A 26,133-nucleotide genomic window follows, 5' to 3' on the forward strand; every position below is an offset into this window, starting at 1 on the left:
GGAACCCAATCTGAAATGTAACGCTGATCTCCTGCGCCCCTTCGCTCAAAAACAATGAAAGTCAATGAATCGGAATTACCAGTCTGGAGTCAATTGCCTGAGCGAGTGCAAACTCATTTCACATTCGCCAATATTTCCCAACCAGTCTTTGATTCCCAACTCAACCGAAGGCGGGCTGACTGCCTGAATTTTTATGCGGCGCTGGCGGTTCACGGATTATGGGAATGCCTGTTCATAGAGACCCCAACCCGCGAAGTTGGGTTAAATTCGATCTTGTTCCGTCCACAACCAGATACTGACACGCTGCTCAATCGGATCAAGTCCAATCCAGCCTTTACCAATTTAAAAACAACCATCCGCGGACGCATCAATAGCCTGTTTCACCCGGAAGAGTTCAACTACTCGGAAAATACCCACTGGAGAGCGTCGCTCCATTTCACGTTCAATGTCGAGGGGCTGGCGTTTGTCCACTTTGACTACTACAACGCGCATGCCGCCTCAGTCTGGCCAGTTATTGGTCATGCCGGGTTTGAATATCCACTCAAATTTGTGATGTCGGAATTTTCGACGGCCAAAGACATCCAGCTCTGCTTGAATCAACGCTTTGGGCGAAATGTCTGGCAACCCTGACAAAGACAAGGTGACAGGGTGACAAGGTGACAAGGTGAGTGGGTGACAAGGTGACAAGGTGACAGGGTGACAGGGTGAGTGGGGGATGGAAGGGCGCTGTTGCTTTGAACCGCGCCCTTTTTTCAGCGGAAATGATCATATCCTTTGATTTCAAGGGGATGAATCCCGGTCAAGGTCTCAATCTGCAATCCTTCCTGAACTGACTGAATCTCGCCGATACAGGTCAACGGGATTGGCTCACCCGCATCGGCCAGGACGGTCTGAAGTTGTGTCACGGCGGCCCGGTTCTGAGGCGAAACAGTGAACAACAATTCATAATCTTCGCCGCCATGCAGCGCTAATTGAAGCGGAGACTGACGGTTGCGGGAGGCGACAACCTGAGCTGCCGTGGAAATCGGAATGGAATCCGCTTGAAGTCGGGCACCGACACCGCTTTTTTCACACAGTCGGGCCAGATCAATTGAAAGACCGTCGCTGATGTCCATCATTGCTGTAACCAGATGCCGGTGGGCCAGGAAGCGGCCCAGCTTCAACCTGGGTTGTGGTTGCAGATGGGATCGAATCGCCGATTGAATTGAAATCTGGGTATTGTGGAGCGATCCGGTCGAGGCTTGATTTTGCAAAACGGCCAGCCCGGCGGCTGAATCTCCTAATTCACCACTGACATAGATCAGATCCCCAACCTGAGCCCCAGCGCGCTGAACGGCTTCAGCGCGATGTACTTCGCCAAGAATTGTGACGTCAATGAAAATCCGCTCTGGGGCATGTGAGGTGTCTCCGCCGATCAAAACCACGTTGTGCTGGTCAGCCAGGGCCAGTATTCCAGCCAGGATTTGTTCGGCAAACCAATCCTCACAATCCGCTGGAAGGCCAAGGGTCAACAGGAAGTAGCGTGGAGTCGCCCCCATCGCGGCAATGTCGCTCAGATTCACCGCCAGGGCTTTGTGCCCGAGTGCCTGCGGGGGGAAGTACCGCCGGCGAAAGTGAACATCTTCCACGATGACATCAGAGGCAATGACCAGACAGGTATCGGCTTTGGGAATGATCAAGGCGGCATCATCGCCGATACCAACCAGCACGTCAGGGCTTGTCCGACGGGCGCGTTGTTCAAGCAGCCGAATAAATTCGCGTTCTCCTCGCATGGGGCTTGGGGTCCTTTTTGGTTTTATTTTCTACAGTCCACGCTTATGAAGGTGATGGGTGGGCTGGGGGATCAACTGGTTTTAACCGGAAAGCCATCCAGAATGTGGCCAAGCATAACCCAAAGGTGCAGAGGATGCCACCTTCGGGGCCATAGCTGCCGCCCGTGAGCCATTGAGGTGACAGTGGTTGCGTGGCCAGAACGGTGGTTGAAATCAAATGGTCAAGGCCGCTGACGGAGATGCCCCATAGCCAGACGGTGGCGAAGTTCCATCCCAGGTGTAATCCGGTCGCCAGCCAGAGACTTGGGCGTTTGAGTCGAGCCACCCCGAGCCAGATTCCAGCCAGAAATGTGTTGAGAAGTGCCAGCGAGGTTGAGTGCGGATTGGCAATATGAATCAGGGCAAACAGGCCGGAAGTGACCAGTAAGGTATTGAGAGGATTGGTGTTTTCCTTCAGGGTTTGAAAGGCAAAGCCACGTAACAGGACTTCTTCAAAGGCGGCGGCCACCAGAAACAGGGCAAGCCCCTGGATGAGTGCCAGCCCGAGCGGGATGAGTGAAACGGTCACAACCTGGAGTGTGGCTTTTTGGACAATGACGGTGAGCCCTAAAACCAGGGAAAGCAAGCCGATTCCAGCCAGTGATCCTCCCACTATGTCCATCCACCAGCCTTGGGAAAGTGAGTACCCACAGCGGGTGAACTGGATCTGGGGAAACAGGTTCCGGCAAAAAAGGGTTGCGGCCAAAGCGGCCAGCAACATTCCGATTTTATTCAACGTGAGGGCTACCCATCGGGATTGAAGCTGGGCGGGAAGGAGCGTGGTTCCCAAGGTCGCGAATGGGACAGCAATAAACCAGGCCACAATCAGAAAAACCATAAAAAAAATGGTTACTTGCCAGCCGCTTCGCAGTTCTCCAGTGTCGGGGTGGATAAAAAGGTTTATGATTACATTCATTCGGTAATTTCCTAGCCTTCATGCTCATTTTAAAGAAGTTTCGTCAATCGAACTTCATCAGTCGTCAAATCTACTACTGCTCATTGATATGGTTCCGTAATAAAAGTTTTGTAATCTGTCCAGAGAGAACAAAATACATTTTGATAAATACCGTAAGATCCTAACATCTGACTACTGACCACTGACTCTTTCAATAAACCAACGATGACCGATTCCACGCCATCAGGACCAATCAGCGTCACCAACCTTTCAGATGCCGAACATCGGTTGCGCAACTATCGCCGGCGGCAAACGCGCATTTTGATTTTGTCAATTGTCACCCTGATGTTTTTAGGGGTGTTGATTGCCCAGGGGTCGCTTGATTTATTAAACCTGATCAGCCCCAGCACACCGGTGGCCACATTTATTTTATATGGCCTCTCGATGTTGAATTTTATGGCCTCGATGCTGTTGCTGTTTGTGCTCAGCCGCAACATTCTGAAGTTGATCCAAGAGCGCCGTCAAAGAAAACTGGGGTCAAAATTTAAATCACAAATGGTGCTTGGGTCACTGGCGATTTCGATTTTGCCGGTGGTTATGTTGTTTTTCTTTGCCTATAGCCTGGTCAACCGGAGCCTGGAAAAATGGTTTAATATTCCAGCCCAGCGATTTGAAGAAGATGTGGCGTTTATCCAGGACCAGATGTACTCCCAGGAGATGAAAGCGCTGTCGGAAACTGGTCGGTCCATGATTCGGCTGTTGAAAATGAGACAACTCGCAACCATGCCCGCGACTGACACCGTTCCATCGCGTCTGGATTTGGATGCAACCGGACGTGAAATGTTTAAGGCTGAATTTCGCAGTCATGAGTTGTACCGGTTGTTCATCCTCGACAGTGACGGGAAACAGGTGCTGGAATTGGGCGATGGGTTCTTTGACGGGTTATCAAATGTCCAGCAGGCCAAATCAGTCATCGTCAGTAATGACCCGCACAGCTCGATTTTCGTGACCGGAGATAACCGGATGTTTGTGTTGGTTGGATTGCCGATTCGGGCGGGAGTGGTCGCCGGGACTGGAAAAAAGACGGCGCCGCAAACCGGTATGCGTCAGGCAAAACAGGTTGGAGGGTTGTTTTTGATTCGCCAGCTTCCACAATCATTGATTCGCCGATTTGACCAGCTTTCAAATGAGGCCAGGAATCGGGCCGATTTAACCATTCAAAACCGTCGCATGCGGTTTACTTATTTGTATATTCTAGGATTTGTCACATTGCTGCTGGTTTTTGGAACCACCTGGATCGCATTGTATATTGCGCGGGGGATTACGGTCCCGATTCAGGCGCTGGCTGAAGGGACGCATCACGTTGCCCAGGGGAACTTTGATTATGTGGTGGATGTTGCGGCTGATAACGAGCTGGCGGTGCTGGTTAATTCCTTTAATGATATGGCCAGTCAGTTACGCACCAACCGTCATCAACTTGAAGCCACTGCTACCCAGCTCCGGACCATGAATCGAGCCCTCGAAGAACGAAAGCAATATATCGAAACCATTTTGCAAAGTTTGTTTACCGGCGTGGTTTCACTAGACGCTGAACAGCGGGTGACGACCATCAATCAGGCTGGAATTGAGTTGCTTGGCCTGGATCAGTCATCAATTGGGTTGCCGATTGAACAGGCTGTGCCATCCGCCAACCGGACTGAGTTTCAACGGGTTTTGCGCCGAACACGCCGACTTGGACAGTCCACAGTGGAAGTTGAACTCAAAATCCGGGATCAAAAACCCTTGCACGTCGCCGTTTCGGGGACCGCACTTCGCGATGAAAAGGGGAAATACAAGGGCGCAGTGCTCATGATTGAAGACCTGTCTCCGCTGATACAGGCCCAGCAAAGTGCAATCTGGAGCGAAGTTGCCCGCCGAATGGCCCACGAAATCAAAAACCCGCTGACGCCGATTCAACTCTGCGCTGAGCGCATCAGCCGCAATATTGACCGCCATGGAGTTGAGTCCGAACGGGTCCATCAGACAATCCATGAGTGCACGGCAACCATCAGCCGGGAAGTCGCCACGCTGAAACGCATGGTTGATGAATTTTCACGGTTTGCCAAATTGCCGGATGCCCAGCCCGAACCTTCATCGCTCAACAAGGTCGTTCAAGAAGCCGTCCGGCTCTATGATGACCGACTGGATGATATTGAACTGGAAACCCGCCTGGATGAATCCTTGCCGATCTTGAACATTGATCGAGAACAGTTTAAGCGAACCCTGGTCAATTTGATTGATAATGCACGCCACGCGATTGAAGCGGCTTCCGACCGGTCAGGGAATTTTGAATTCGGTGACAAGCGGATCCTGCTGGCCACGGAATACCGTCCAGATCAAGACCTTGTCCGACTTTCAGTGAGCGATACCGGGCAGGGTATCTCCGCTGATGACCGGGAGCGCCTGTTTCAGCCATACTTCTCAACTCGTAAACGGGGAACAGGGCTCGGGTTAGCCATTGTGAGCCACATTGTGACCGATCATAATGGACGGATTCTGGTTGAGGAAAATCAACCCCACGGTGCTCGATTTATCATCGAATTGCCGGTTTCCTGAAACCGGGTTGCGGCAATCCGCTATTTCAGCCCAACCCAATCAACTCCATTTTGGAAAGGACCTTTTTGTGAAAATTGAACTGCGTGTCATGTGTTTTTTCGGTGTTATGGTTTTGCTGGCCGCTGGAACAGGTTGCCAGGACAGTGCCCCGCAAGTTGTTGTCCCCGCGGCGAATCGGGCGGCTCGGGATGGTGCGGCAAAATCCCAAATGCGAACGATTTATCGAGCCGAAGAAGCCTTTAAAGCCAGAACCGGACGCTATGGCTCCATGGCTGAACTGGTTGAGGGGGGAGAGTTAAACACCGACCCAGAAAATGAGCGACTTTATAAATACACGCTCACGGCTTCGGAACACACCTTTGAATGTGTTGGCATGCCAGTGGTGTATAACACCAATGGCACCATTTCGTACTACATTGACCAAACCGGGCAATTGCGCGGTGCTGATCATAAGGGACAACCAGCTTCGTCGAGTGATCCCGTCATTGTCCAATAAATATGGGAAGATCTTCCTCGAACTTGTAAATGATGGTTCAGCGCAGAAAAACCAAGTGAAATCCCAGAAAATTACATTGCTGGCAAAAAGTTGCGTGTGCTAGATTGAGGGGTGATTCTTAGTCATCTAGTTCTGAGAATTTACACAAATTATCATCCTTTTTTCAGCATTCTTCGCACGGCAAACAACACCTTCAACTTTCATAAGATTTGACGGCGACGATCTGGATCAGAACGCAAGGATCACTTCGAACGTGAACCTGCGCGACCCCAGGTTTTGAGGCAATGGTTTGGCACAAGTTCCATTGTCGGCATCTTTCGCGGTGCATTCGTTTGACGACCCGCACTCATTTCGGAAGGATGATCTGGATTTCTGATCCAATATCGGAGGAGACGTGAACAGATCAGGTGATGATTCCCGCATTCGTCGGGAGTATTTTGATTGGTATGTCATTTCAAAGAAAACCCTGTACATGATTGGGGCAGGATTGATCCTGATTTTGATCATAATTGGTATTGCTCTTTACCGATATTTCAATCCTCCAGGTCCTGTAGACCCAGATGTAGTTATCAATGAAGAAATCCGCCTCGTTCAAACCAGTGGCAATGTAACCATTTACCGGGCCAATAATGGCAACGTTGAACTGGCAGTCCCTGGTATGTCGCTCTATGAAGGCGACCGGATCCAGACCGGGTCTGGTTCCACTGCCTCACTCCAATTTATTGACGGCAGCACCCTCCGCATCAAAGAAAACTCCACCGTTGTCGTGAAGCAAAATAGCAGGGAGGTCAAAACCGAAAAAACCCAGGTTGAAAGCAATGTGGCGTTTGGTACGGTGAATATGTCGAATCCGGCGTCAGCCCCAGCCTCCGGAAGTGTCAATAACGTGACGGCTCCTGGCGTATCCGTTTCGTTCCAAAGTGGAACTCAGGGGACAATTAACTATGACGGTCAGACCACGAAAGTGGTATCGGAAAAAGGCAATTTGAATGTGGTGACCGATGCCGGGACCGCACAGGTCATCTCTGAAAACCGGGGGAGTGAGTTTAAGGACGGCGCCAAAGTCAATGATATTGCCTATTTACCAAGTCCGAAGCTGAGATCTCCTGAAAATTCTGAACTGCGGAGTTTTAACCGGGGAACATCACCTGAAATTCTATTTACCTGGAGTCCGGTTCCAGGGGCTGTCAGTTATAATTTCCAGATTGCAACTTCAAATTCCTTTGTCAAGAGCACCATCATTGCCGAGCGGAACCAGCGTGGTACCTCAACCAGCAATGTCTTTCGACCATATGATGGAAACTACTACTGGCGGGTTCAGGGCGTGGAAGGCAACGGCAAAGAGGGAATCTGGTCCAATGAACAGCGCTTGCAAATCGTGATTCGGGCAAGCGGTGGCAAGGATACGCCCATTTATCTCCCCAGACCAACTTATCGTGAAATTGGGCGAGGGATTTATGAAGTGACCGGTGAAACCGAACCTGGGGTTCAGTTGCGAATCAACGGCAAAAACGTCCCGGTTGGCCCGGATGGAAAATATATGGCCAACGTGGATTTAAACGGAAATCAATCCGTCATGTTTGTGGCACAGGATTCACAGGGACGAACTCGAACCGAAAATTATCCACCTCGGTAACCCATGAGCGCCAGGATAAGGAAGTTTGAGCCTGTGCGAGACAAGGAGACAAGGAGGCGGGGAGACACGGATGACAATTCACCAGGTTTGTCAGGTTGAATCAGTTTCGATTGAGAGCGGGCGAAGGCGACCAGTTGTTTTTTCTCCCTGTCTCCCTGTTTCCCGGTCCCTTTGTCCAGATTGGGTTCTGTTTCCTTATCCTGGCGCGTATGCCTCGGTAACCTGACTCCAGATCCAGAATCAAGCCGGAGTGCGTGCTTCGGGTTCTTGCTCAAATTTTCAAAATTTTATACCAGGCAAGACTCCCACCTTGCCTGGTTCCTTCAATACATCAACTTCTGGTTCCATACTGTTTTCAACGTTTTGTCAAAAACTGAGTAGACACACGCGTGGAAACTGAGTACTGTCACATGTTTCGCGGAACCTGGTTGATTGTTGCTTCGGACAACCTGATGTCGCTGGTTTATGGTGAAAAGAGACCGTTTCACCCCTGTGACTGGAACTCACCACCAACAGTTTCACTCTAAGGGAACCATTGATCGCGGGTCCTGATTTCAAATCGCCAACTGTATCATCTCCCCCTCATTTCATTTTGGTTGATAAAGACTGCAATGCGCGTGGCCGTGGTGTACCTGGAAAAAATCCCTGAAGTTCTCTTGCGGGTCCTTGGCCATACCACGTCTATTGAAACGGCATTGTTTACCGGCAAGCGAAACGACGAGGATTTCCTCAGTTTGTGGCATCCCGAAGTGATTTTGTATGAGCTGGAAGATGAAGCCAGCGAACAATTATCACGCCGAATGCTGACTCACGCCCGGCATGCGGTGGCCGGAATCCCAGCCTTCTCCTTCTCGTCCACGGCCAGCGCCGATATGTGCGACCTCTCAGCCGAGATTGGGTTTATCAACCATCTGGAAGCCCTCCGATTGACTCCACGAGAACTCGAATTGCACCTGCAGTATGGTCTGCGTCTGTCGCGACTCCCCCATAGCCCGGTTCCGACGGCAACGGGAAAAGGAGGGTTTGACAAAGCATTTGAGGCCGTGACTTCGTTTCACTCGTCACTGGATCAGGCAAAAGTCGTGGAATCCGCTATGTTGCATTTGCCAAGGCTGGTTCCCGCCGATACCTGGGCGCTCTATCTCAGCACCGAATCTGGTGAACATTTGAATCTGGTGGCGGCGGTGAATGCTTCAGGCCGGGCCATTGTCAAAAGTGTTTCAATGGCCGATGAGGAAAGCCCGCTGGTCCAAACGGTTCGCGAGGGGAAATCAATGTTTGCCATTTTTCCCGCCGCCGGTGAGAGCCACGCTGATCCAGTGGTTACCTATTCGCTCAATGCACTGAGTGACAAACACGAAACCCAATTGCTCCTGCCATTGCTGACCAATAGCAATCTGTGTGGTGTGATGATGGCTTCGTTGGAAGCCGGTACGCGCACATTTACCGCGGAAAATCTGGATATTGCTGAACGGGTCACCGCCTCGCTGGCCATTGCCTTGGGAAATGCCATGAGTTTTACCAAAGCGGAAAGCATGTGCCAGTTGGATGACTTGACAAGCCTGTATAATGCCAGGTTTTTCTATCAGGCATTGGACACCGAACTGAAACGGTCTCGTCGCTATGGGCTTCACCTGGCCGTGATCTTTTTAGATTTGGATGGGTTCAAGGGGATCAATGATCAATTTGGCCATCTGGTCGGAAGCAGTACGCTGGTTGAAGTTGGTCAGTTGATTTACCGGGCCGTGCGCGAAACAGACGTTGTCGCTCGTTATGGCGGAGATGAATTTGTGATTGTGCTGCCGGAAACCAATGCGGCCCAGGCATTTATTATTGCCGAACGAATCCGGGCCCGCATCGAAGCGTCCAATTTCCAAAAGGCACGAGGCTTAAATGTTCATTTAACCTGTTCCCTTGGGATCTCGGCGTTTCCTGAACATGGCGTTGTGGCTGAAGATCTGGTCAAATGGGCCGATCAGGCCATGTACAACGCCAAACAGGGCACGAAAAACCAGGTTGTTGTGGTCAATCTGCAAGGGGCTTAGTGGTTGGGGCTTGGGGCTTGGGGCTTAGGGCCTGGGGTTTAGGAACAGATACTTTCCAAAAACCAGGAACGAAGAACCAGGAACGAAAAACCAGGAGAACCAAAAATCCTTTGATATTCAACTATTTAACCAGAGAATCTCCAAAACGGGGTTCCCGATTGACGAATTTTTGATAGATTGGTGAGTTAACAATTCCTTCTTGAAAGGCTGCTGTACGATACTCCATGAAACTTCGCTCCCTGTTTAACTTCTTCTCAAATGACCTTGCGATTGATCTGGGCACCGCAAATACCCTGGTGTATGCCAAGGGACGCGGGATTGTGGTCAGTGAACCATCCATCGTCGCCATCAACAAAATCACCAACAAAGTTGAAGCGGTTGGCAAAGAGGCTAAGGAAATGCTTGGCCGAACGCCTGGAAACATTGTGGCTATTCGTCCAATGAAAGATGGTGTGATTGCTGACTTTGAAGTCACTGAAAAAATGCTTCAGCACTTTATTAAGAAAGCCCACAACGGGAAGTCGTGGGTCAGTCCGCGGGTTGTCATCGGAGTTCCGGGGGAAATCACGCAAGTCGAACGCCGGGCTGTGATTGATGCCGCCAATCGGGCACGCGCCGCCGAGGTCTACCTGGTGGAAGAAGCCATGGCCGCCGCCATTGGAGCTGGACTGCCCATCACCGAACCCTATGGGAATATGATCGTGGACATTGGCGGCGGAACGACCGATATCGCGGTGATCTCCCTGTCTGGCATTGTGTATTCGCGAGCGGTTCGAGTGGCCGGAAATGAGTTGGATGAGGCCATTTCACAGTACATCAAACGCAAATATAACTTGCTGATTGGGGAACGCACCGCCGAGCAAATCAAGATTGAGCTTGGGTCTGCCCACTTGTTGGATGAACCGCTGACCATGGAAATCAGAGGCCGGGACTTGATCGAAGGAATCCCGAAGACGGTTACGATTTCGGACGAAGAAGTCCGCGAGGCCATGGCCGACCCGGTGGCAACTATTGTCAATGCCGTTCGGGTGGCGCTTGAGCGAACTCCGCCTGAACTCTCAGCCGATATTGCCGACCGTGGCATCGTTCTCACTGGTGGTGGGGCACTGCTCAAGGGATTGGATAAATTGTTGATGAAAGAAACCCGTGTCCCCGTAACCCTGGCTGAGAACCCGTTGTCCTCAGTCGTGTTAGGCACCGGGAAAATGCTTGGTGACTTTGAGTTGTTAAAACGTGTCAGCCTCGAAAGTGGGTACGGATACAATAATCAAAACTAATGTGGGTGATGCGAGGCTGGTTGTCACCTGGATCCAGGATTTTCCACGGTGGGTGGATCGCTGGGTAAAGGTCCCAAAGGCAATTCGCGTGAGCAACCAGTTCCCACACCACTCCGGCTCAGGGGTAACTACGGGTGAAGTCTGATTCATCGTTACGTCCAACCATCATTGCCGTCATTTTGCTGGTCGGTCAGTTTTTACTGATGACGATCAATGCGCAGGCCCGGATTACCAAGCAATCCCTTCCGCGCACCCTCATCTTGACCGCCACCTATCCCATCCAGAAAGGATTGGCGGTCGTCACCACCTCCGTGGGCCATGTCTGGAAGGGCTACGTTAGTTTGTGGCGGGCGGCTGAGGAAAATCAGAACTTGCGTCGGGAACTCTCGCAACTCAAACGGGAACGGACCGAATTGCAGGAAACAATCGCCAGCCACAAACGCCTCCAGGATTTGCTCAAATTAAAGGAAAGCTTTCAAAGTCCAACCATTGCGGCCAATGTCATTGGTCGGGATGGGAGTCCCTGGTACAAGCAGGTCATTATTGATCAAGGGACACTGGCCGGGGTCCACCTCAATCATATTGTCATCACGCCAGATGGGGTTGTGGGACGGGTTGTGAGCGTCGGACCTTCCTCGGCCATGGTTTTGATGATCACTCACGGTGATGCCGGCGTGGGCGCCATGCTGGCTGAATCGCGAACCAACGGAGAATTGCGTGGCCGAAACGAGTTGGTGTGCCAGCTCGACAGTATCAGCGGCCTGACCCAGGTCCGGGTTGGCGAGGCAGTCCTGACGACCGGGCTCGATGGGTTTTATCCAAAAGGGTTGTTATTGGGATATGTGACCCAGGTCCAGCTTGGGTCGGGGGCTGGTCTCCATCAGATTTCCGTTCGCCCGGCGGCTCAGCTTGACCGGTTGGAAGAGGTTCTGGTGTTGTTGAGCCGGGCCTCGGATGTTCAAATGACCGAATCGGTAAAGAAAGAAAAAGAATAAGTGATACCATTTTGGAATGAACCCTCTGTATGAGGGGAAGTCTAAATGATTGAAACCCCTGTATTTCCCAGCAACCCAGCAACCCTGAACCATAAATTGAGAAAAACAGTCTTCACCCTTTTTATTTGTGCCAACTCTTCGAATCATTTTTGTCATTTTCATCATTACTGCTCTCCAAACGGCGCTCCCCCGATATTGGCCGGGGTTCAGTTATCTTGATTTGCCTTTAATTTTAACGGTTCATTTGGGATTGCAGCGGAACGCGAGCCAGGCCATCTGGTTTGGGGCGATTGCCGGGTTGTGCCAGGACATTTCACTGTCTTCCCGATTACTTGGATTATGCGGCTTTTCAAAAACCGCGATTGGCTACAGCCTCTGGTTTTTTGGAAATCGCTTTCGGTTGGATGGGGCGCTGCTCCGAATTTTTATTTTGCTGGCATCCTCCGCCGCCAATACCTTGATGTTTGTGGCACTTCATTTTTTCTTTGCGGCGGCTCCAGAAGGAATGAATATTCGCGGAGCCATGAAAATCGGAGGACTGCAGCTTGTGGGAAACCTGCTCGTTTCGCTGCTGTTGTTCCCAATTTTTGACAAATTCTTTCACGAAGATCCCTATGATCCAACCCGGGCCCCTGAAGTGGGCCGGCGGAAACTGAATTAGCCAGTGTTGAGGTGAAGAAAAAGTCTGTCCACCCATCTGTTCTGACTCGACTGTTTCTTCTTTTTGCTGGGTGAATAAGGAAACTTTCCTAGATTCAAATGAAAAAAAAGGGCAAACTATTTATCCAGCTTGTGGCTTCGCACGCGGTTCAATCTCAGAATCACAACCTCGAATTCTTACCCCCTCGTGTTGTTGCATTATGCCATTGAAATCTCTCGATTCCGACGGGTCGCATCCCTATAACCTCCACTTCCGGTTCCTGATTCTGCAATATTGCATCGTCATTGCCTTCGGCGTACTGGCGCTGCGGTTCTGGAACATGCAGGTGGTTCAGCATGAAAACTATGTCCGACAGGCTGAAAACAACCGGTTACGGGACGTTCCGATTCCGGCGCCGCGGGGCAACATTCTGGATCGCAATGGCCGGATTCTGGTTGATAGTCGCCCGACATTTAATTTGATGATCAATCGGGAAGATATCGGTGAACAGGAAGCCACCATTCGCATGCTGGTTGAAGAATTCGGGGTTGATCGTGAGTATGTGCTCCAGCAGCTTCAGTCACAGGCTGCTAAATCCCGACCAATTGAAGTCAAAATTGATATTACCGATGCCGACCGGGCCCGAGCTGCTGCGTTGTCCTATGAATACCCCGAACTGACCGTGGAATTGCACCCCCAACGCAAATACCCCCTGGGTGATATCGGGTCGCATATTTTGGGCTATGTGCATGAAATCAGTCCTTCCCAATTGAAGCCACCATTGCGGGCCGAATATGAAAACTGTAAACCGGGCGATAAAGTCGGACAGGCCGGACTGGAAAAATCTTATAACCAGGTCTTGATGGGGAAGGAAGGCTATCGCCGGGTGATTGTGGACAGCCGGGGCCGATTTGTGAGCGAACTGGAGCAGGTGCCCCCGTCACCGGGCCAGGATGTGGTCACCACGATTGACCTGGACCTGCAGTTGATGGCGGAGCAGGTCCTGCGTGAACGGGGGTTGGACGGCATTATCATTGTCATGGACCCACGCAATGGGGAAATCCTGGCCATGGCTTCGTTCCCAGGGTATGACCCCAATCTGTTTTCCTCCGGGATTTCAAAAGTGGATTATGCCAAACTGGCTCAGGATCCGCATAAACCGCTCCGGAACCGTGCCATTCAAGATATTTATCCCCCTGGATCAACCTGGAAGCTGATTATGTCTGTGGCGGGGATGAAATCGGGTGTGTTGGATCCAAACAACACGTATGTGTGCGGTGGCGGTATCACCGTTGGTAATAAGTTTACCCGCTGTATGGGCGCCCACGGTGCACCAAAGATTGACTATGCCCTGACCAAGTCGTGCGATGGATTCTTTTATCGCCTTGGAATCAAGCTAGGACTTGAAAACCTTCAAAAATGGGCCACCGAAATGGGGTGTGGCCAATATACGGGCATTGATTTGCCAAATGAGTTTAAGGGATACATTCCAAGTCTGGAGTTGAAAGCGGCAACCGTCCGGCGTTCTTTCCCCAACCCGACCGCCAGGGAGTTTGAGTGGCGGGACATAGATTCGGTGTATGCCTCTATCGGACAGGCCATGGTCCGACCCACGCCGCTCCAAATGCTGCGGGCGGCGGCGGGGATTTCCCAACGTGGAACCTTTCACACGCCGCATTTATTGCTCGAAGCCAGACCTACCAAAGATTATCCCGCCCGATTTTTCGCGGACAAAACCCATAAAATTGAAATGCCTCCCGAAAACTGGGAAGCGATTATCAAAGGCATGTGGGGAGCGGTCAATTCTGGCGGCACCGCGACTGGTTCCGCGATTACTGAGTTTCCGGGTTGGGAAATGTGTGGAAAAACCGGCACGGCTCAGGTGGTAAGTAAAATCAAGACCGAAAAGCTGGAGGAAAAAGACCACTCGTGGTTTGTTGCCTTTGGCCCGCGTGAAAATGCTGAAATCGCGGGAATTTCGCTCGTTGAACACGGCGGGTTTGGGGCAAAGGCTTCGGCCCCAAATGTGAAGGCCGTCTTTGAAACCTATTTGAAGAAAAAGAACGGCTTACCGATTGAGGTGTCGCTGGAGACAGTTCAGGAAGCGGCAAAGAAGGCCGAACAGTTCCGCAAGGAGTGGCACAACGCTATTGCCCGCCGACAACAACGTGCTGAGACCCGACAAACGAAACCGGCAACAACGCCCAAGCCGGCAACAACGCCCAAACCGGCGGCTACAACTCCGGTTCAATGAACCACTTTTCCTGACCAGGCGGTGATCCACCCTATGATGACACGTGATATTCGAGATTTTGACTGGCCGTTGTTGATTGCCGCCCTGGTGTTGTGTGGCATGGGGATTACCGGCATTTACAGTGCCCAACCGGAAGGGAATTTCTGGTTTAAGCAACTGGTGACGGTCGGGATTGGGCTGGTGGTCATGTTTGTTTTGTCACAGATCAATTTTCAGCGGTTGTTTGATGTGGTGCCTTATTTTTACGCCGCAACCATGATCCTGCTGGTCCTGGTTCTGATGATTGGCACCAAAATCAACGGTCAGCGGTGCTGGATCAGTTTGGGGGCGTTCGGGACCTTGCAGCCATCGGAGTTTGCCAAGCTGGGGACAATTATGATGGTTGCCCGGATTTTGCACCCCTTGCAACGACGGGCAGTGACGATGGATTTTGCACTCAAAGCCTGTGCGGCAGTGGCTTTGCCCGTCGGGCTGATTATGCTGGAGCCGGATACCGGCACCGCGCTGACGTTTTTCCCGGTGCTGATTGCGATGTTGTTTGTCAGCGGGTTGAATCGGCGCTTTATTGTGGTGACGCTGATTCTGACCTTAATCATCGCCCCGTTTGGTTTCAAATATGTGATTGAACCCCGGTTGAAGCAGTATCAACGGGATCGGATCAACGTTGCGGTGAATGCGATGTTTGCACCGGAAAAACTCCAGGGCCGGGAAATTCGAGAAGGGTATGGATACCAAACCCTGCAATCCATGATTGCGGTTGGATCCGGCGGCGCCACCGGAAAGGGAATTACCAAAGGAACTCAGAGCCAGGGCGGATTCGTCCCGGAAAAACGTACCGACTTTATTGCCGCGGTTTTGGCTGAGGAACTTGGGTTTGCTGGAAGCATCTTCATGCTTGCGCTTTTGCTGTTCATCATAATACACTCGGCTCGCACCGCCGAACGCGCACGCGATCGGTTTGGCTTGCTGATACTCACCGGATTCGTCACGTTGCTTTCATTTCACGCGGTCATCAATATCGGCATGGTTGTTGGTTTGGTCCCGATTATGGGGATTCCGCTTCCATTGTTGAGCTATGGCGGAACCTCGCTGCTGATGACGTTTATGTGTCTTGGCATCGTTGCCAATGTGTATCAGCAGCGGTTTGTCAATTAGTCAAGAACCTGAGACGCTGAACCCATCATGCAATCTTGCCGGATGGATCTGTCCCTGGCGTTTGGAGTGCGGGAAGGTTGTTCTGATCGCCGTTTGAGCAAACTCCAGTGCGGAAAATTCATTCTGGCCAAGGGGCTGGTGTCAGTGTTGACGAATCCATGGCGAAATTGAATGGTGAACGTCAGGTAGGTGTACAACTTTCTTTCCAACTTTTTGTGTTGAGGCTTGGTTTCGGTAAGAAAGAAGTCTGTTTGCGAAAAACAGAGGCTGAAACAGGAGCCAGCAACGACGTTTGACATAGCTCGTTTTAACTCTGCTGCCGCTTTCTGGCAGTAGACTGAAACAACTTTGGGATTGGTTTTCATCCAGAAATAAGGTGTGGTATCTGACTGTCTCTTGTTTTGAACCAGGAATCAGTCTTATCTTCTAAAATTCTGCTCGTTTTCTGAAGAAATGTTGCTTGAAACAGGAAAAATCACCATTCGGTGAGAGAAAACACAGGATTTGCCAGTCTGAGAGAAGACACTGCGCTTCAGGTATCTTGACGCAAGTCCGGCTTGCGCTCTCAGCGGCACACCGGTTGTTCACCCTTCTTCTGATCGGTCTCCGTTCCATACCCCGAGCTGATTTGACAAGTGTTGGTGCCAGTGCTCCCTTCGGCAACTTGATTGGGACATCCTTTGGGCACATTTCGGTGTGTCCGGTCATCACCCAATGCGTGGTTATCTCAGACCCGTTGCGCTTTATCGGGTACGAGTTTGACCATTGGGCGGCGAGAGAGAGTCGCAATCAATCTTCCTCTTGATCTCATCCTGCTTCCTTTTACCAGTTTCTCCTCCAAGCCACACACATTGAAACAATCCATATTCGTTGTCAGGGTGTAGTCCCCAGCGCGCAAGTTACCTGACAAAAGAGTGATTTTGTAGGGCTTAGAGGAAACTATGAATAAAGAAATGATTATCAGTGCAAGCGCCCACGAAAAGCGCGTGGCCATTCTGGAAAACGGAGTGGTGATGGAATTTTACGTTGAGCGCATTGATGAAACGCAGGCTGTGGTCGGAAATGTCTATAAAGGACGTGTGGTGAAGGTCCTGCCAGGCATGCAATCCGCCTTTGTGGATATCGGTCTGGAACGGGATGCGTTTCTCTATGTTTCGGACTTCTTTGAAGAAGAAGGCAATGATGAATATGACACGGAATCTGTCTCAAACGAAGGTCAGGCCCGTGGGAAAGGCCGAGAAGGACGGGAGGCGCCACGTCAACCGGATCGGGATCTGTCAGGCCGTCACAAACGGGATCGTGATCCCCGTCCTCTGGTGACCGAACCTGCCGAAAGTACCGTAAAGGCCAAACCCGCAATCGAAGACCAGGTCGAGTTTGACAGCCGTTTGCTCCCACCAGACCTGGATGTGGACGATTCCTTATCTGAAATTGCGATTATGACGGATGGGTTGGATTTAAGCGTCAGCCCGGAAGCCTCGGTTGTCGAACTTGATCCTGAGGAAATGCAGGCCGTGCTCGAAGCCGAAAGCGAAGTTCAGCTTGAGCGGGTCGAAATTCACCCAGTTGAGGATGAAGAACCGGTTGTCGCCGAACCAGTCGAGTCAACCGAACCTGATCTAGATCTGGCGCTGGCCTTGTCTGATGGATTCCAGTTTGAACGGGTCACTGACCACGATATGCCTCAGGTGGAACCAGAGCCCCCAGCCACCCAACCCGAAGCCGATGTCCAGGCTGAAGCCGCTGAAGCCCCCACGGAAGTCGCTGTCGTGGCTGAAGTTGAACCGCTGGTCGTTGAAGCCGAGACCAGGCCCCAGGGGCGCCGGCGGGGACGCAAAAAAGCGGAACCTGTAAAAGTCGAACCACCCCCAGTTGAAATTCCGGTCCAGGCTGAACCGACTCCGGTTGAACCTGCTGGAAAGAAAAAGCCGGCACGCGGCGGACGCAAGAAAGCCACTCCACCTCCAGCTCCAGCCGTGGCCTTTGAACGCATTCTGGATGACGATGTGCTCTCCGACGCGGGTGATTTACTCAAAGAAGCGATTGTTCAGCATAAAATCCTGGAGCAAACCCGACAGGATGAGTATGAAATCGCGGCGACTCCCACTGCGGAGGACGGCGCCCAGCCAGCGATGGAGGCAACGCCAGTTGCTCCTGAAATTGCTCAACCAGCTCCAGTCCGGGTCGCGGATGAAGAACCCGTCGAGCCAGCCGTGGCGCAAGGGGAACCGGAAGCTGATCTGACCGATACGGAAGCCAGTGTCGGCAAACGGTCGCGTAACTCTGAATTTGCTTCGCGTCGTGGCCGTCGTGGTCGTCGTCGTGGCCGGCCAGCCAATGGTGGCGGGGCCGCCCAGTCGGATGAGGATACCGGTGAAACGACGCTGGCCGATTCAGATGTGGCCGCGCTGCTCGGAGATGAAGCTGAGGCTGATGGCGGGGACTCAGAGACTCCGGAAATGAAAGCCAAAGATGACAGTCTCGGGGATGATTCCCTGGTGCCGCCCCAGCCCCCGGTTGCCGCGCTGCCGGCTCGCCGTGAATCACGAGACCTTCCTCCCCCCCGTGACACTCGAACCAAGAGCGAAGCCCGTCCCCCCCGTGAATTTCGCGGTCGGGCGCCTGGAATTACCGATCTCCTTCGAGAAGGTCAGGAAATTCTGGTTCAAATTGCGAAAGAGCCGATTGGCACCAAAGGTGCCCGCATTACTTCGTATGTGGCGTTGCCTGGGCGATATCTGGTGTATATGCCGACCGTGGCCCACATTGGGGTTTCACGCAAAATTCCTTCAGACCAGGAACGCACCCGGTTGAAACGAACCATGATCAACTTGCGGGACCGCGAACAGATTCCAGGTGGCTTTATTGTTCGCACTGCCTGTGAGGGACACACCGAGGAAGAACTGCGCGAAGACATGATGTATTTGTTTCGCACCTGGCAGGATATGCGCAAACGATCTGAGCATTCCAAGCCTGGGACGGTCGTCTATCGTGAACTCGATCTGGTCCAGCGGCTCTTGCGGGATCACCTCTCCAATGAATTCTCGGTCATTCGGGTTGATAATGAAGAAGAATATGCCCGGGTGGTTGACTTCATCAGTCGCTTCCAACCCAAATTGCTTGATCGAGTCAAACTCTATACCCGGAAACGTCAGATTTTTGAGGAATATGGAGTTCAATCAGAACTCGATGCGGCCTTGAAACCCAGGGTATGGCTCAAGTCGGGCGGGTTTATCGTGATCAACCAGACCGAAGCGCTGGTGGCGATTGATGTCAATACCGGGAAATTTGTCGGACGCTCAAACCGGTTGGAAGACACGATTGTCAAAACCAACCTCGAAGCGGCGGTTGAAATCGTGCGCCAGATTCGCCTGCGTGATCTGGGCGGAATCATTGTGCTTGATTTCATTGATATGGAAGAGCGCAAAAATCGCCAAAAAGTGATGCAGGTGTTGGAGCAGGAAATCAAATCTGACCGGTCGCCTTCCAAAATTCTGCAATTTAACGATTTTGGTCTGGTGGCGATTACGCGCAAGCGGGTTCGACAGAGTCTGGAACGGATTTTGTGTGAACCTTGCCCCTATTGCACCGGGGCGGGAATCGTCAAATCAGCCGAGACGGTATGTTATGAGATTCTGGCTGAATCCAGGCGGATGGCGTCGGATATGGAAGGTGAAACCCGAAGCCGGGAAGTCACGTTGCGGATCAACCCCTCCGTTGCCAAGGCATTGCGGAATGAACAAAAGCAGGTGTGGGGAGAAATCGAAGACTATCTGGGCTGCTCGGTTTCCTTGCAATCAGACCCCAATATCCACCAGGAACACTATGACTTTGCGTTTCTGTAAACCGAGACAGTGATCTTGAGCAACACGGCAAGAGAGCGAAGTGTGAAGTAGTGAAGTCACGAAGTAGCAACCGCTTACAGAGGATTTCACTATTTCACTATTTCACTATTTCACTATTTCGCTATTTTGCCATTGCGCTACTTTGCCACGTGACTCTCTCACCAAAATCCTTGCCAGTGTGAGTACACGCAAATTTTAATTCTGAAAAGTAATCGCCAGCTCTTTCCCCGTCTGTTTAGTTCCCGCAAGTTCCCACTGCCTGTCACTTCGGCTGTCCCCAGAGTATAGACCAATTTGTAAGGGAATCCTTGTATTAGAAAACAGTCAAATGATTCAACTAAATAAACTTAGTGAACCACTGACTACTGATGCCAGTGAAGAGTTGAAAAAATGAGCGGATTTGAACCCGCGAAGCGGGTGACAGGCTCGTAGCCCAGGGTGCAACCCTGGGAAAAGGTGGGGACTGACCCGAATTCCCAGGGCTCGAAGACTCGCCCTGGGCTACGAGCCGGCGCCCAGTTCCTGGGCTGAGAACCAAAAACGGATTCAACTCTTCACTGGCATTCCTGACTCCTGACTCCTGACGACAAACTGGAATTATTCATCGGTTTCAATTTGGACAAATTCTGAGCTGGGAATAGACAATTGAGGGTCGGTTGAAAGAGAATGGAAAGGAAAGCCAGCAACCGGGTTTGTGATCAAGGGCGGAAGCTTCATATGCGGATCTGCATAGAATGTGGATATGTCGGGAATACCTCAGGTGATGTGCGGTGCAACCAGTGCGGGGTTGAGTTAACCAGTCTTTCCGATTTGGAAAGCGGGGAAATTCAAGTCATTGGGTCGCCACGGCTGGCGGTGGGTGCCATCCTGGCCAATCGGTATCGCATTCTTGAAGTGGTACACCTTCCTCACCGGGCGGTGTATTACCACGGTCAATTGATTGATTCGCCTTCTGCCACCCTGTGCTGGATCACTGAAATGAAGTCGCAGCATCCACACCCGCTTTCAAATTTTGATTTATCGGCTTCAATCCAGGTTTCGTTTTCCGAGCGAAATCCGTTAGGCATCACCGCGCTCTTTCTCAAAAACACGACCATGGCTGGATTGCCCAAGTTTCTCGATTGTTTCGAGGAGGACACCTGGGCCTATCTGGTGGTTGAAAAACCTGATGCCAAACCACTGAGTCTCATCGGGCAGGTCACCGAAGGGGACGCCCATCGAATCGGAGGACAGGTCTGTCGGATTCTTACGCTGATTCATCGGGTTGGGTTGATCCACAATGGAATTGAAACCAACAGTCTCTGGCTGGACAGTCAAGGGCAGGTCTGGTTAATGTGTTTTGATCGGATGCGCCCACGTGGGTTGTTTGATCCAATCTTTCCCTTGACCCCGATTGAAGGCTACTCTCCCCCGGAGTACATCTGGTTAACGGCCAATGTCCAGCTTGATGCCCGGATTGATGTCTATAGCCTTGGGTGTGTGCTGTATTTTTTGTTGACTGGGCATTCATTTTCGTCACGTCCCTCGTCATTGCATTTGCGTCGGGGTCTGGGGACCTATCCGGAACTGCTCCTCTCGCCAGCCTTTGAACGAATCTTGCTCCGAACCCTGGCGCTCAATCCCCAGCATCGCTTTACCTCGGTGGTCGAACTGGCGGCCACCCTCGTCAGTCTGGCCTACCTTGCCCAGCCCCAGGCTGGATCCTACACCGATGTGGGACGGCATCGGGAACTGAATGAAGACAGCATTCTGATCCTGGATTTACAGCAATATTTTGAATCAAGCCTGGCGCACGTTGGCCTGTATGTGGTTTCAGATGGAATGGGAGGCGAGGCTGCCGGCGAAGTTGCCAGCCGGATCACGGTGCGGGCCATCGCGGAGTGGATTACGGAGCGATTGATCACCATGAATTTGAGATCAACCCATGGCAGTCGCCTCATGCAATCAACGGAAAGTGGAGATATTCTCTATATCAGCGAAACGGGCACCAATGCCCGGTCCAAGCAGTTGCTGACCAGTGCAATTCTGCACGCAAATCGTGAAATCCTTGATTATGCAGGGTTTAACCCGGCATCTGAAGGGATGGGCGCCACCGTGACCGCCGCGTTGCTGATCGGAAATATGTTGACGGTTGGGCAGGTTGGCGACAGTCGGTGTTATGTGTGGAGTCATGGCCGACTGGAATTGATCACCGAAGACCACTCTCTGGTTGAGCGCATGGTTCGTCGCGGGGAATTAACCCCGGATGAAGCCCGGCATCACCCGCACCGCAACATTATTTATCGGTCGGTGGGCAGTTCGGATGAAATCGAAGTTGATATTGTCACCCGTCGGCTCCAAGCGAACGATACCGTGCTCTTATGCAGCGATGGGTTGACCAACATGCTGGATGATGAACTGATCGGAGAGATTTTAGCTCGGGGTGTGGATCCCTGGAGCATCTCAAAAGAACTGGTCATTGCCGCCAATGCCTGTGGCGGGGAAGACAATATTTCGGCGGTCGTGATTCGAATTCTGTAGCCAGGGTACCTGAAAATCTGAAAACGGAAGGGGATTGGCGCTCCTGTTGGGAGAATACCCTTGAAAACAAATCCCCATCCCTCTTGCCTGAGACGGGTTTTGGAATATAATTCAAAACCAATCAACACTTTCACAACGCATCAGCAACACACAATCTATTGCAAATAAGCTGTTTTGACGCAGAGACTGTCCCTGGCACATTCGTTTCTAGTCGGTAAGCTGAGTTGAGTGCCACAAGGAAACGTGTGATGTCCCAAGGAACAGCCGCTGGTTTCTGAGATTCTGACTTCTTTAGCCCGGGCCCTCACGCCTGACACAAATTTTGAAAGGCAGGTATGTACTGATGATTCGATGCAGTTATTGTGGTACCGACAACTTAGATGGTTCTGAATACTGCGACGAGTGTGGGAATAAGCTCAACATTCAGGCTTCAGCTTCAACGTTGCATATTGACCCCAGCCCGGCGCCAGGTGCCCCGGTTGGATATGGCGCACCCGGGATGATGCCTGTTCCCCCATCAGCACCTTCACCCGCGCTGCAGTCACCAGTCGTCGCGCCGTTACCCGCCGCACCCCTGTACCCGATGCCTCCCGCCAGTGCGCCGCCAGTGATGCCGCCAACTCCCGCGCTTTCGCCGCCGCCGCCACCGATTCCGCCGATGCCCCCCAAAGCCTTAACGCCGCCGCCGCCAGCCATGCCGGCGCCGAGTCCAATCGGGCAGCCCCCGATGCCTCCGGCTTTTTCAAGTGCGCCACCGCCGATGCCCCCGGCGCCGTCAGCCGTTCCTCTCCCGCCACTTGACCATGGGGCGCCCCCACCAACATTTATCCCTGGTGGGGGGGCTGCATCAAGTTCTCCCTCAGGCAAAACACCAGGGCGTGCCAAATTGATCATTCAGCGGGGCGGCACCATCGGCAAAGAATTTATGTTGACCGATACTGAATCCAATATTGGTCGCTGGGATGCCGATGGCGGGATTTTCCCGGATGTTGACCTGGATCAGGACGACCCGGAAGCCAAGGTTTCTCGCCGGCATGCCCGAATCGTTCACCAGAGCGGGCAGTATTTGCTTGAAGATTTAGGCAGTACGAATGGCACCTTCATCAACCGTGGACGTCGGCTTTTACCTGGAAGTCGCCATGCGTTGAGCAATGGGGATGAGATTATTGTCGGGAAGACATTTTTAAAATTTGTGGTTGAATAGTGCGCCAGCGGAGAAAATTTGTGATTTCTTCGGTGGGGCCTGGTTGCCACGGGTGACCCTGGCCCGCAGCCGCGGGGAATGGGTCACCACACCGGCATCATCGCCTGCCATTTGAATCGGTTCGCCTGGTGGTTTTGGAATGAGCATACCAAACAGAAAATCACCCAATGCACAACTCGAACCAGGAACATTGCTTTCCGACCGCTACCAGATTGTAAAACGGGTTGGCGGCGGCGGGATGGGGAGCGTCTACCTGGCCTATGATACTCGCCTTGGGAACAAACCCAGGGCGGTCAAAGAGATGGTGGAGTTGTTTGTTGATGAAACCCAGCGACGGAAAGCAGTTGATGATTTTAAACGAGAAGCCCAGTTGCTGGCGAGTCTGGATCATCCGTCAATTCCGACGATCTTTGATTATTTCATCTCAGCCGATGGTCGCTATTATCTGGTGATGAAGTATATCGGGGGAGGGGATTTACAGGGCCAGCTCAAAAAAAGGGGTGGGGTGATCGAAGAGCGGTCCGTGACCGAATGGGGCATCCAAATTTGTGATGTACTGCATTATTTGCACAGCCAAAACCCTCCGATTATCTACCGAGACTTAAAACCAGCCAACCTGATGCTGGATGATGCCATTACCCCGTCCCGAATTATGCTGGTGGATTTCGGAATTGCCCGGTTTGTGGCTCCGACTCAAAAAGGGGTGACGGCCATCGGAACCATGGGGTATGCCCCTCCAGAGTTGTTTTCGGGAAATGTTGAACCCCGGTCGGATATCTATTCACTTGGGGCGACGATGTTTCATCTGGTGACCGGGGTGGACCCACAAGACAACCCGTTGCTCATCTTTGATTTCACAAAAAACCAGCGCCCCCGTCAGCTTCGTCCGGCGCTCACCTCTGAAATGGACAATCTCCTGGCCCGCATGGTTGAACACCGACCGGAACGGCGGTTTTCCTCAGCGATGGAACTCAGGTATGCCCTGGATGAGCATTTACGCCGGCTCAGTCAGTTGCCACCCCCGCCACCACCCGTGAACCTTGATGGCGGAGTTGTCCGGCAGACCGGACGTGGGTTGGGGAACGCACCTCCCGTCGAACAGGTGTTTTGCGGGAATTGTGGCCAACGGATTGCCGGTGATGACCATTTTTGCCCGCATTGTGGTACCCGGCAACCCATTGCTTCACCCCAACCTCGAATTATCCCACGACTGGTTCTCATGGCTGAGGCTGATGTGGTGACCACAACGGCGTTTCCACTCGAAAAAGACACCAATCTCATTGGTCGCAACGATCCGCACACGGGGGTTTTTCCTGAAGTTGATTTGACGTCATTTGACCCTGAAACCAAGGTTTCCCGCCGACATGCCAGAGTCTACCGTGAGGGTGGGGTTTTTCTGGTTGAAGATCTTTCAAGTGTGAATGGAACCTTCGTCAACGATAATATTCGGCTTTATCCAAAACAGCCGCGGGCCCTCCAGGAAGGGGATAAATTGCGGCTTGGTGAGACAACTCTCAAGTTTGTCCTTGGGTAGTGGCCTGTTACACTAATTGGCGACTCTGCTTTCCTGCCAGTGACTGGGCGATTGCCTGCTTGATATGGTCGCTTTGGGACCCAGGTTGGTGGAAACAAACCCTGAGCTGGGGTTTGGTGTCAGCCCCACCACCAAACAGGAGTTGCAAACCAATTGAACGAGAGTTGAGCATGCGTTGTCGCAATTGCAATCAGGAACTTGCACGGTCTGGAAAGTTTTGTCGGTTTTGCGGTTCGCCGCAACCGGCATCAGAGAGTGCTGGGGCACCACTTCGAAATTCAGCCGGCTCCGTTCAAGTGACGAAAACGCTGGGGTCTCCTCCCCGACTGGCTGTGGCCCCACCGGCTGGTTCTGCCTTACCTGCCAAAGGGAGTGGGGGCGCCAGTCCAGTCACTGAAGGACCAGCCCAGGAGTGGAAATACCAGTCACTGAGTAATCTGCCGCTGCCAGCCCTGGCTCCCCCCGAATCGGAGGGTACCGGTGGCGAGCGCAAAAGTGAAGACCCATTGATGCTTAGCGTGCGGCCTGAAGACTTTTCACTGGCGCCACCCACCAATGTGTTGATTGGGCCTTTTCAACAGGCTGGGTTTGGGCTTCGATTTGGTGCCGGCATGTTTGATTTTTCGCTGTATATGCTGTGGTTTTTGGTGTGGTGGCCAATTGCTGCTCTGTTGGCCAAACAAAACCCGGCAATTTCCTATTCACTTCAGGGGTTGGGATACTGGGTGTTTGGGATTCTTGTGATTGCCAATCACCTGTTGCTTCCGGCTCGCCAGGGACAAACCCTTGGAAAATGGCTGGTTGGGATTCGGATTATCCAGACCAGTTTTGCTCCGGTTTCAGTGATGCATATTCTCAAACGCCATCTCATTGGCTACCCACTGTCCCTGATTTTTGGTCTCGGTTTTCTGTGGATGTTGTGGGATCGTCGGCAACAGGGATGGCACGACAAGCTTGCGCACACGCTGGTTGTTCGGTTAGATGTATAGCCGCCTGCACAAAATTATGAATTATGAATCAGCCTACCCTGGTCTCCATCAGGTATGAATCTCATAATTTATAATTCATAACTGGTTTCCCCTCGCATCCATCGTTCTTGTGATTCCACAGTTCCTTGTGGATCAATCACCAGTCAATGCCCATAACCCCGCTTTTGACAGCTTGAACGGCACCTTCCTGGTGGAATGCGGTGTCGTCCCAAATCTGTTCCAGCAGTCTTGTTTACCGTCAC

At 52.1% G+C, this 26,133-nt stretch carries 19 protein-coding genes; 17 read left to right on the forward strand and 2 right to left on the reverse strand.

The window, feature by feature from the left end; translation table 11 throughout:
• Positions 1 to 54: 54 nt before the first annotated feature.
• The gene (locus HY774_00365) at positions 55 to 630 is read left to right on the forward strand and encodes a hypothetical protein (GenBank protein ID MBI4746912.1); all 576 of its coding nucleotides are present in this window, start codon (positions 55 to 57) and stop codon (positions 628 to 630) included.
• Positions 631 to 752: 122 nt separating this feature from the next.
• Here HY774_00365 and thiL read toward each other — a convergent pair whose 3' ends face one another.
• Both thiL and HY774_00375 read right to left on the reverse strand, forming a co-directional pair.
• Positions 753 to 1,772, reverse strand: coding sequence for a thiamine-phosphate kinase (gene thiL / locus HY774_00370; GenBank protein ID MBI4746913.1), 1,020 nt, complete (start codon positions 1,770 to 1,772; stop codon positions 753 to 755).
• A 43-nt stretch (positions 1,773 to 1,815) separates the two neighbouring features.
• On the reverse strand, positions 1,816 to 2,727 hold the full coding sequence (locus HY774_00375) for a CPBP family intramembrane metalloprotease (protein MBI4746914.1): 912 nt from the start codon (positions 2,725 to 2,727) through the stop codon (positions 1,816 to 1,818).
• A 204-nt stretch (positions 2,728 to 2,931) separates the two neighbouring features.
• On the opposite strand from HY774_00375, the gene HY774_00380 reads away from it, so the two are divergent.
• The 16 genes from HY774_00380 (at position 2,932) to HY774_00455 (ending at position 25,891) form a co-directional block, all read left to right on the forward strand.
• Entirely contained in the window at positions 2,932 to 5,301 is a 2,370-nt protein-coding gene (locus tag HY774_00380) for a HAMP domain-containing protein (protein ID MBI4746915.1), read from the forward strand.
• Positions 5,267 to 5,797 (forward strand): hypothetical protein, encoded by a 531-nt coding sequence (locus tag HY774_00385; protein ID MBI4746916.1) that lies wholly within the window; start codon positions 5,267 to 5,269, stop codon positions 5,795 to 5,797. The genes HY774_00380 and HY774_00385 overlap by 35 nt, the downstream gene beginning before the upstream one ends.
• 394 nt (positions 5,798 to 6,191) lie before the next feature.
• Positions 6,192 to 7,433 (forward strand): FecR domain-containing protein, encoded by a 1,242-nt coding sequence (locus tag HY774_00390; protein MBI4746917.1) that lies wholly within the window; start codon positions 6,192 to 6,194, stop codon positions 7,431 to 7,433.
• 611 nt (positions 7,434 to 8,044) lie between these two features.
• Positions 8,045 to 9,478 (forward strand): diguanylate cyclase, encoded by a 1,434-nt coding sequence (locus HY774_00395; GenBank protein ID MBI4746918.1) that lies wholly within the window; start codon positions 8,045 to 8,047, stop codon positions 9,476 to 9,478.
• A gap of 239 nt (positions 9,479 to 9,717) precedes the next feature.
• Entirely contained in the window at positions 9,718 to 10,755 is a 1,038-nt protein-coding gene (locus HY774_00400) for a rod shape-determining protein (protein MBI4746919.1), read from the forward strand.
• Between the two features lie 134 nt (positions 10,756 to 10,889).
• Entirely contained in the window at positions 10,890 to 11,750 is an 861-nt protein-coding gene (gene mreC / locus HY774_00405; protein ID MBI4746920.1) for a rod shape-determining protein MreC, read from the forward strand.
• A 127-nt stretch (positions 11,751 to 11,877) separates the two neighbouring features.
• Positions 11,878 to 12,411, forward strand: a complete 534-nt coding sequence (locus HY774_00410) for a hypothetical protein (GenBank protein ID MBI4746921.1) — start codon at positions 11,878 to 11,880, stop codon at positions 12,409 to 12,411.
• A gap of 199 nt (positions 12,412 to 12,610) precedes the next feature.
• Complete coding sequence (gene mrdA / locus HY774_00415; GenBank protein MBI4746922.1) at positions 12,611 to 14,644, forward strand: penicillin-binding protein 2; 2,034 nt, start codon at positions 12,611 to 12,613, stop codon at positions 14,642 to 14,644.
• 33 nt (positions 14,645 to 14,677) lie between these two features.
• A complete protein-coding gene (gene rodA, locus HY774_00420) occupies positions 14,678 to 15,799 on the forward strand; it encodes a rod shape-determining protein RodA (protein ID MBI4746923.1) in 1,122 nt (373 codons plus the stop codon).
• A gap of 107 nt (positions 15,800 to 15,906) precedes the next feature.
• Positions 15,907 to 16,095, forward strand: a complete 189-nt coding sequence (locus tag HY774_00425; protein ID MBI4746924.1) for a hypothetical protein — start codon at positions 15,907 to 15,909, stop codon at positions 16,093 to 16,095.
• Positions 16,096 to 16,427: 332 nt separating this feature from the next.
• Positions 16,428 to 16,604: a hypothetical protein gene (locus HY774_00430; protein MBI4746925.1), complete on the forward strand. Its 177-nt coding sequence runs from the start codon at positions 16,428 to 16,430 to the stop codon at positions 16,602 to 16,604.
• 634 nt (positions 16,605 to 17,238) lie between these two features.
• Positions 17,239 to 19,644 (forward strand): Rne/Rng family ribonuclease, encoded by a 2,406-nt coding sequence (locus HY774_00435; protein MBI4746926.1) that lies wholly within the window; start codon positions 17,239 to 17,241, stop codon positions 19,642 to 19,644.
• Positions 19,645 to 20,361: 717 nt separating this feature from the next.
• Positions 20,362 to 22,164 carry a Stp1/IreP family PP2C-type Ser/Thr phosphatase gene (locus HY774_00440; GenBank protein MBI4746927.1) on the forward strand — a complete coding sequence of 601 codons (1,803 nt, stop codon included), beginning with the start codon at positions 20,362 to 20,364 and terminating at the stop codon, positions 22,162 to 22,164.
• A gap of 694 nt (positions 22,165 to 22,858) precedes the next feature.
• The gene (locus HY774_00445; GenBank protein MBI4746928.1) at positions 22,859 to 23,368 is read left to right on the forward strand and encodes an FHA domain-containing protein; all 510 of its coding nucleotides are present in this window, start codon (positions 22,859 to 22,861) and stop codon (positions 23,366 to 23,368) included.
• A gap of 139 nt (positions 23,369 to 23,507) precedes the next feature.
• The gene (locus tag HY774_00450) at positions 23,508 to 24,902 is read left to right on the forward strand and encodes a protein kinase (protein MBI4746929.1); all 1,395 of its coding nucleotides are present in this window, start codon (positions 23,508 to 23,510) and stop codon (positions 24,900 to 24,902) included.
• 170 nt (positions 24,903 to 25,072) lie between these two features.
• Positions 25,073 to 25,891 (forward strand): RDD family protein, encoded by an 819-nt coding sequence (locus tag HY774_00455; protein ID MBI4746930.1) that lies wholly within the window; start codon positions 25,073 to 25,075, stop codon positions 25,889 to 25,891.
• Positions 25,892 to 26,133: the final 242 nt, after the last annotated feature.

The sequence above is a fragment of the Acidobacteriota bacterium genome, assembly GCA_016208495.1.
GTDB lineage: Bacteria > Acidobacteriota > Blastocatellia > Chloracidobacteriales > Chloracidobacteriaceae > JACQXX01.

Bases quoted from the DNA above. Each gene is read 5' to 3' on its own strand.
- HY774_00375 (MBI4746914.1), bottom strand. From the start codon at position 2,727: ATGAATGTAATCATAAACCTTTTTATCCACCCCGACACTGGAGAACTG.
- HY774_00455 (MBI4746930.1), top strand. From the start codon at position 25,073: ATGCGTTGTCGCAATTGCAATCAGGAACTTGCACGGTCTGGAAAGTTT.
- HY774_00380 (MBI4746915.1), top strand. From the start codon at position 2,932: ATGACCGATTCCACGCCATCAGGACCAATCAGCGTCACCAACCTTTCA.
- mrdA (MBI4746922.1), top strand. From the start codon at position 12,611: ATGCCATTGAAATCTCTCGATTCCGACGGGTCGCATCCCTATAACCTC.
- HY774_00440 (MBI4746927.1), top strand. From the start codon at position 20,362: ATGCGGATCTGCATAGAATGTGGATATGTCGGGAATACCTCAGGTGAT.
- HY774_00435 (MBI4746926.1), top strand. From the start codon at position 17,239: ATGACGGATGGGTTGGATTTAAGCGTCAGCCCGGAAGCCTCGGTTGTC.
- HY774_00365 (MBI4746912.1), top strand. From the start codon at position 55: ATGAAAGTCAATGAATCGGAATTACCAGTCTGGAGTCAATTGCCTGAG.
- rodA (MBI4746923.1), top strand. From the start codon at position 14,678: ATGATGACACGTGATATTCGAGATTTTGACTGGCCGTTGTTGATTGCC.
- HY774_00395 (MBI4746918.1), top strand. From the start codon at position 8,045: ATGCGCGTGGCCGTGGTGTACCTGGAAAAAATCCCTGAAGTTCTCTTG.
- HY774_00450 (MBI4746929.1), top strand. From the start codon at position 23,508: ATGAGCATACCAAACAGAAAATCACCCAATGCACAACTCGAACCAGGA.
- HY774_00445 (MBI4746928.1), top strand. From the start codon at position 22,859: ATGCCGGCGCCGAGTCCAATCGGGCAGCCCCCGATGCCTCCGGCTTTT.
- thiL (MBI4746913.1), bottom strand. From the start codon at position 1,772: ATGCGAGGAGAACGCGAATTTATTCGGCTGCTTGAACAACGCGCCCGT.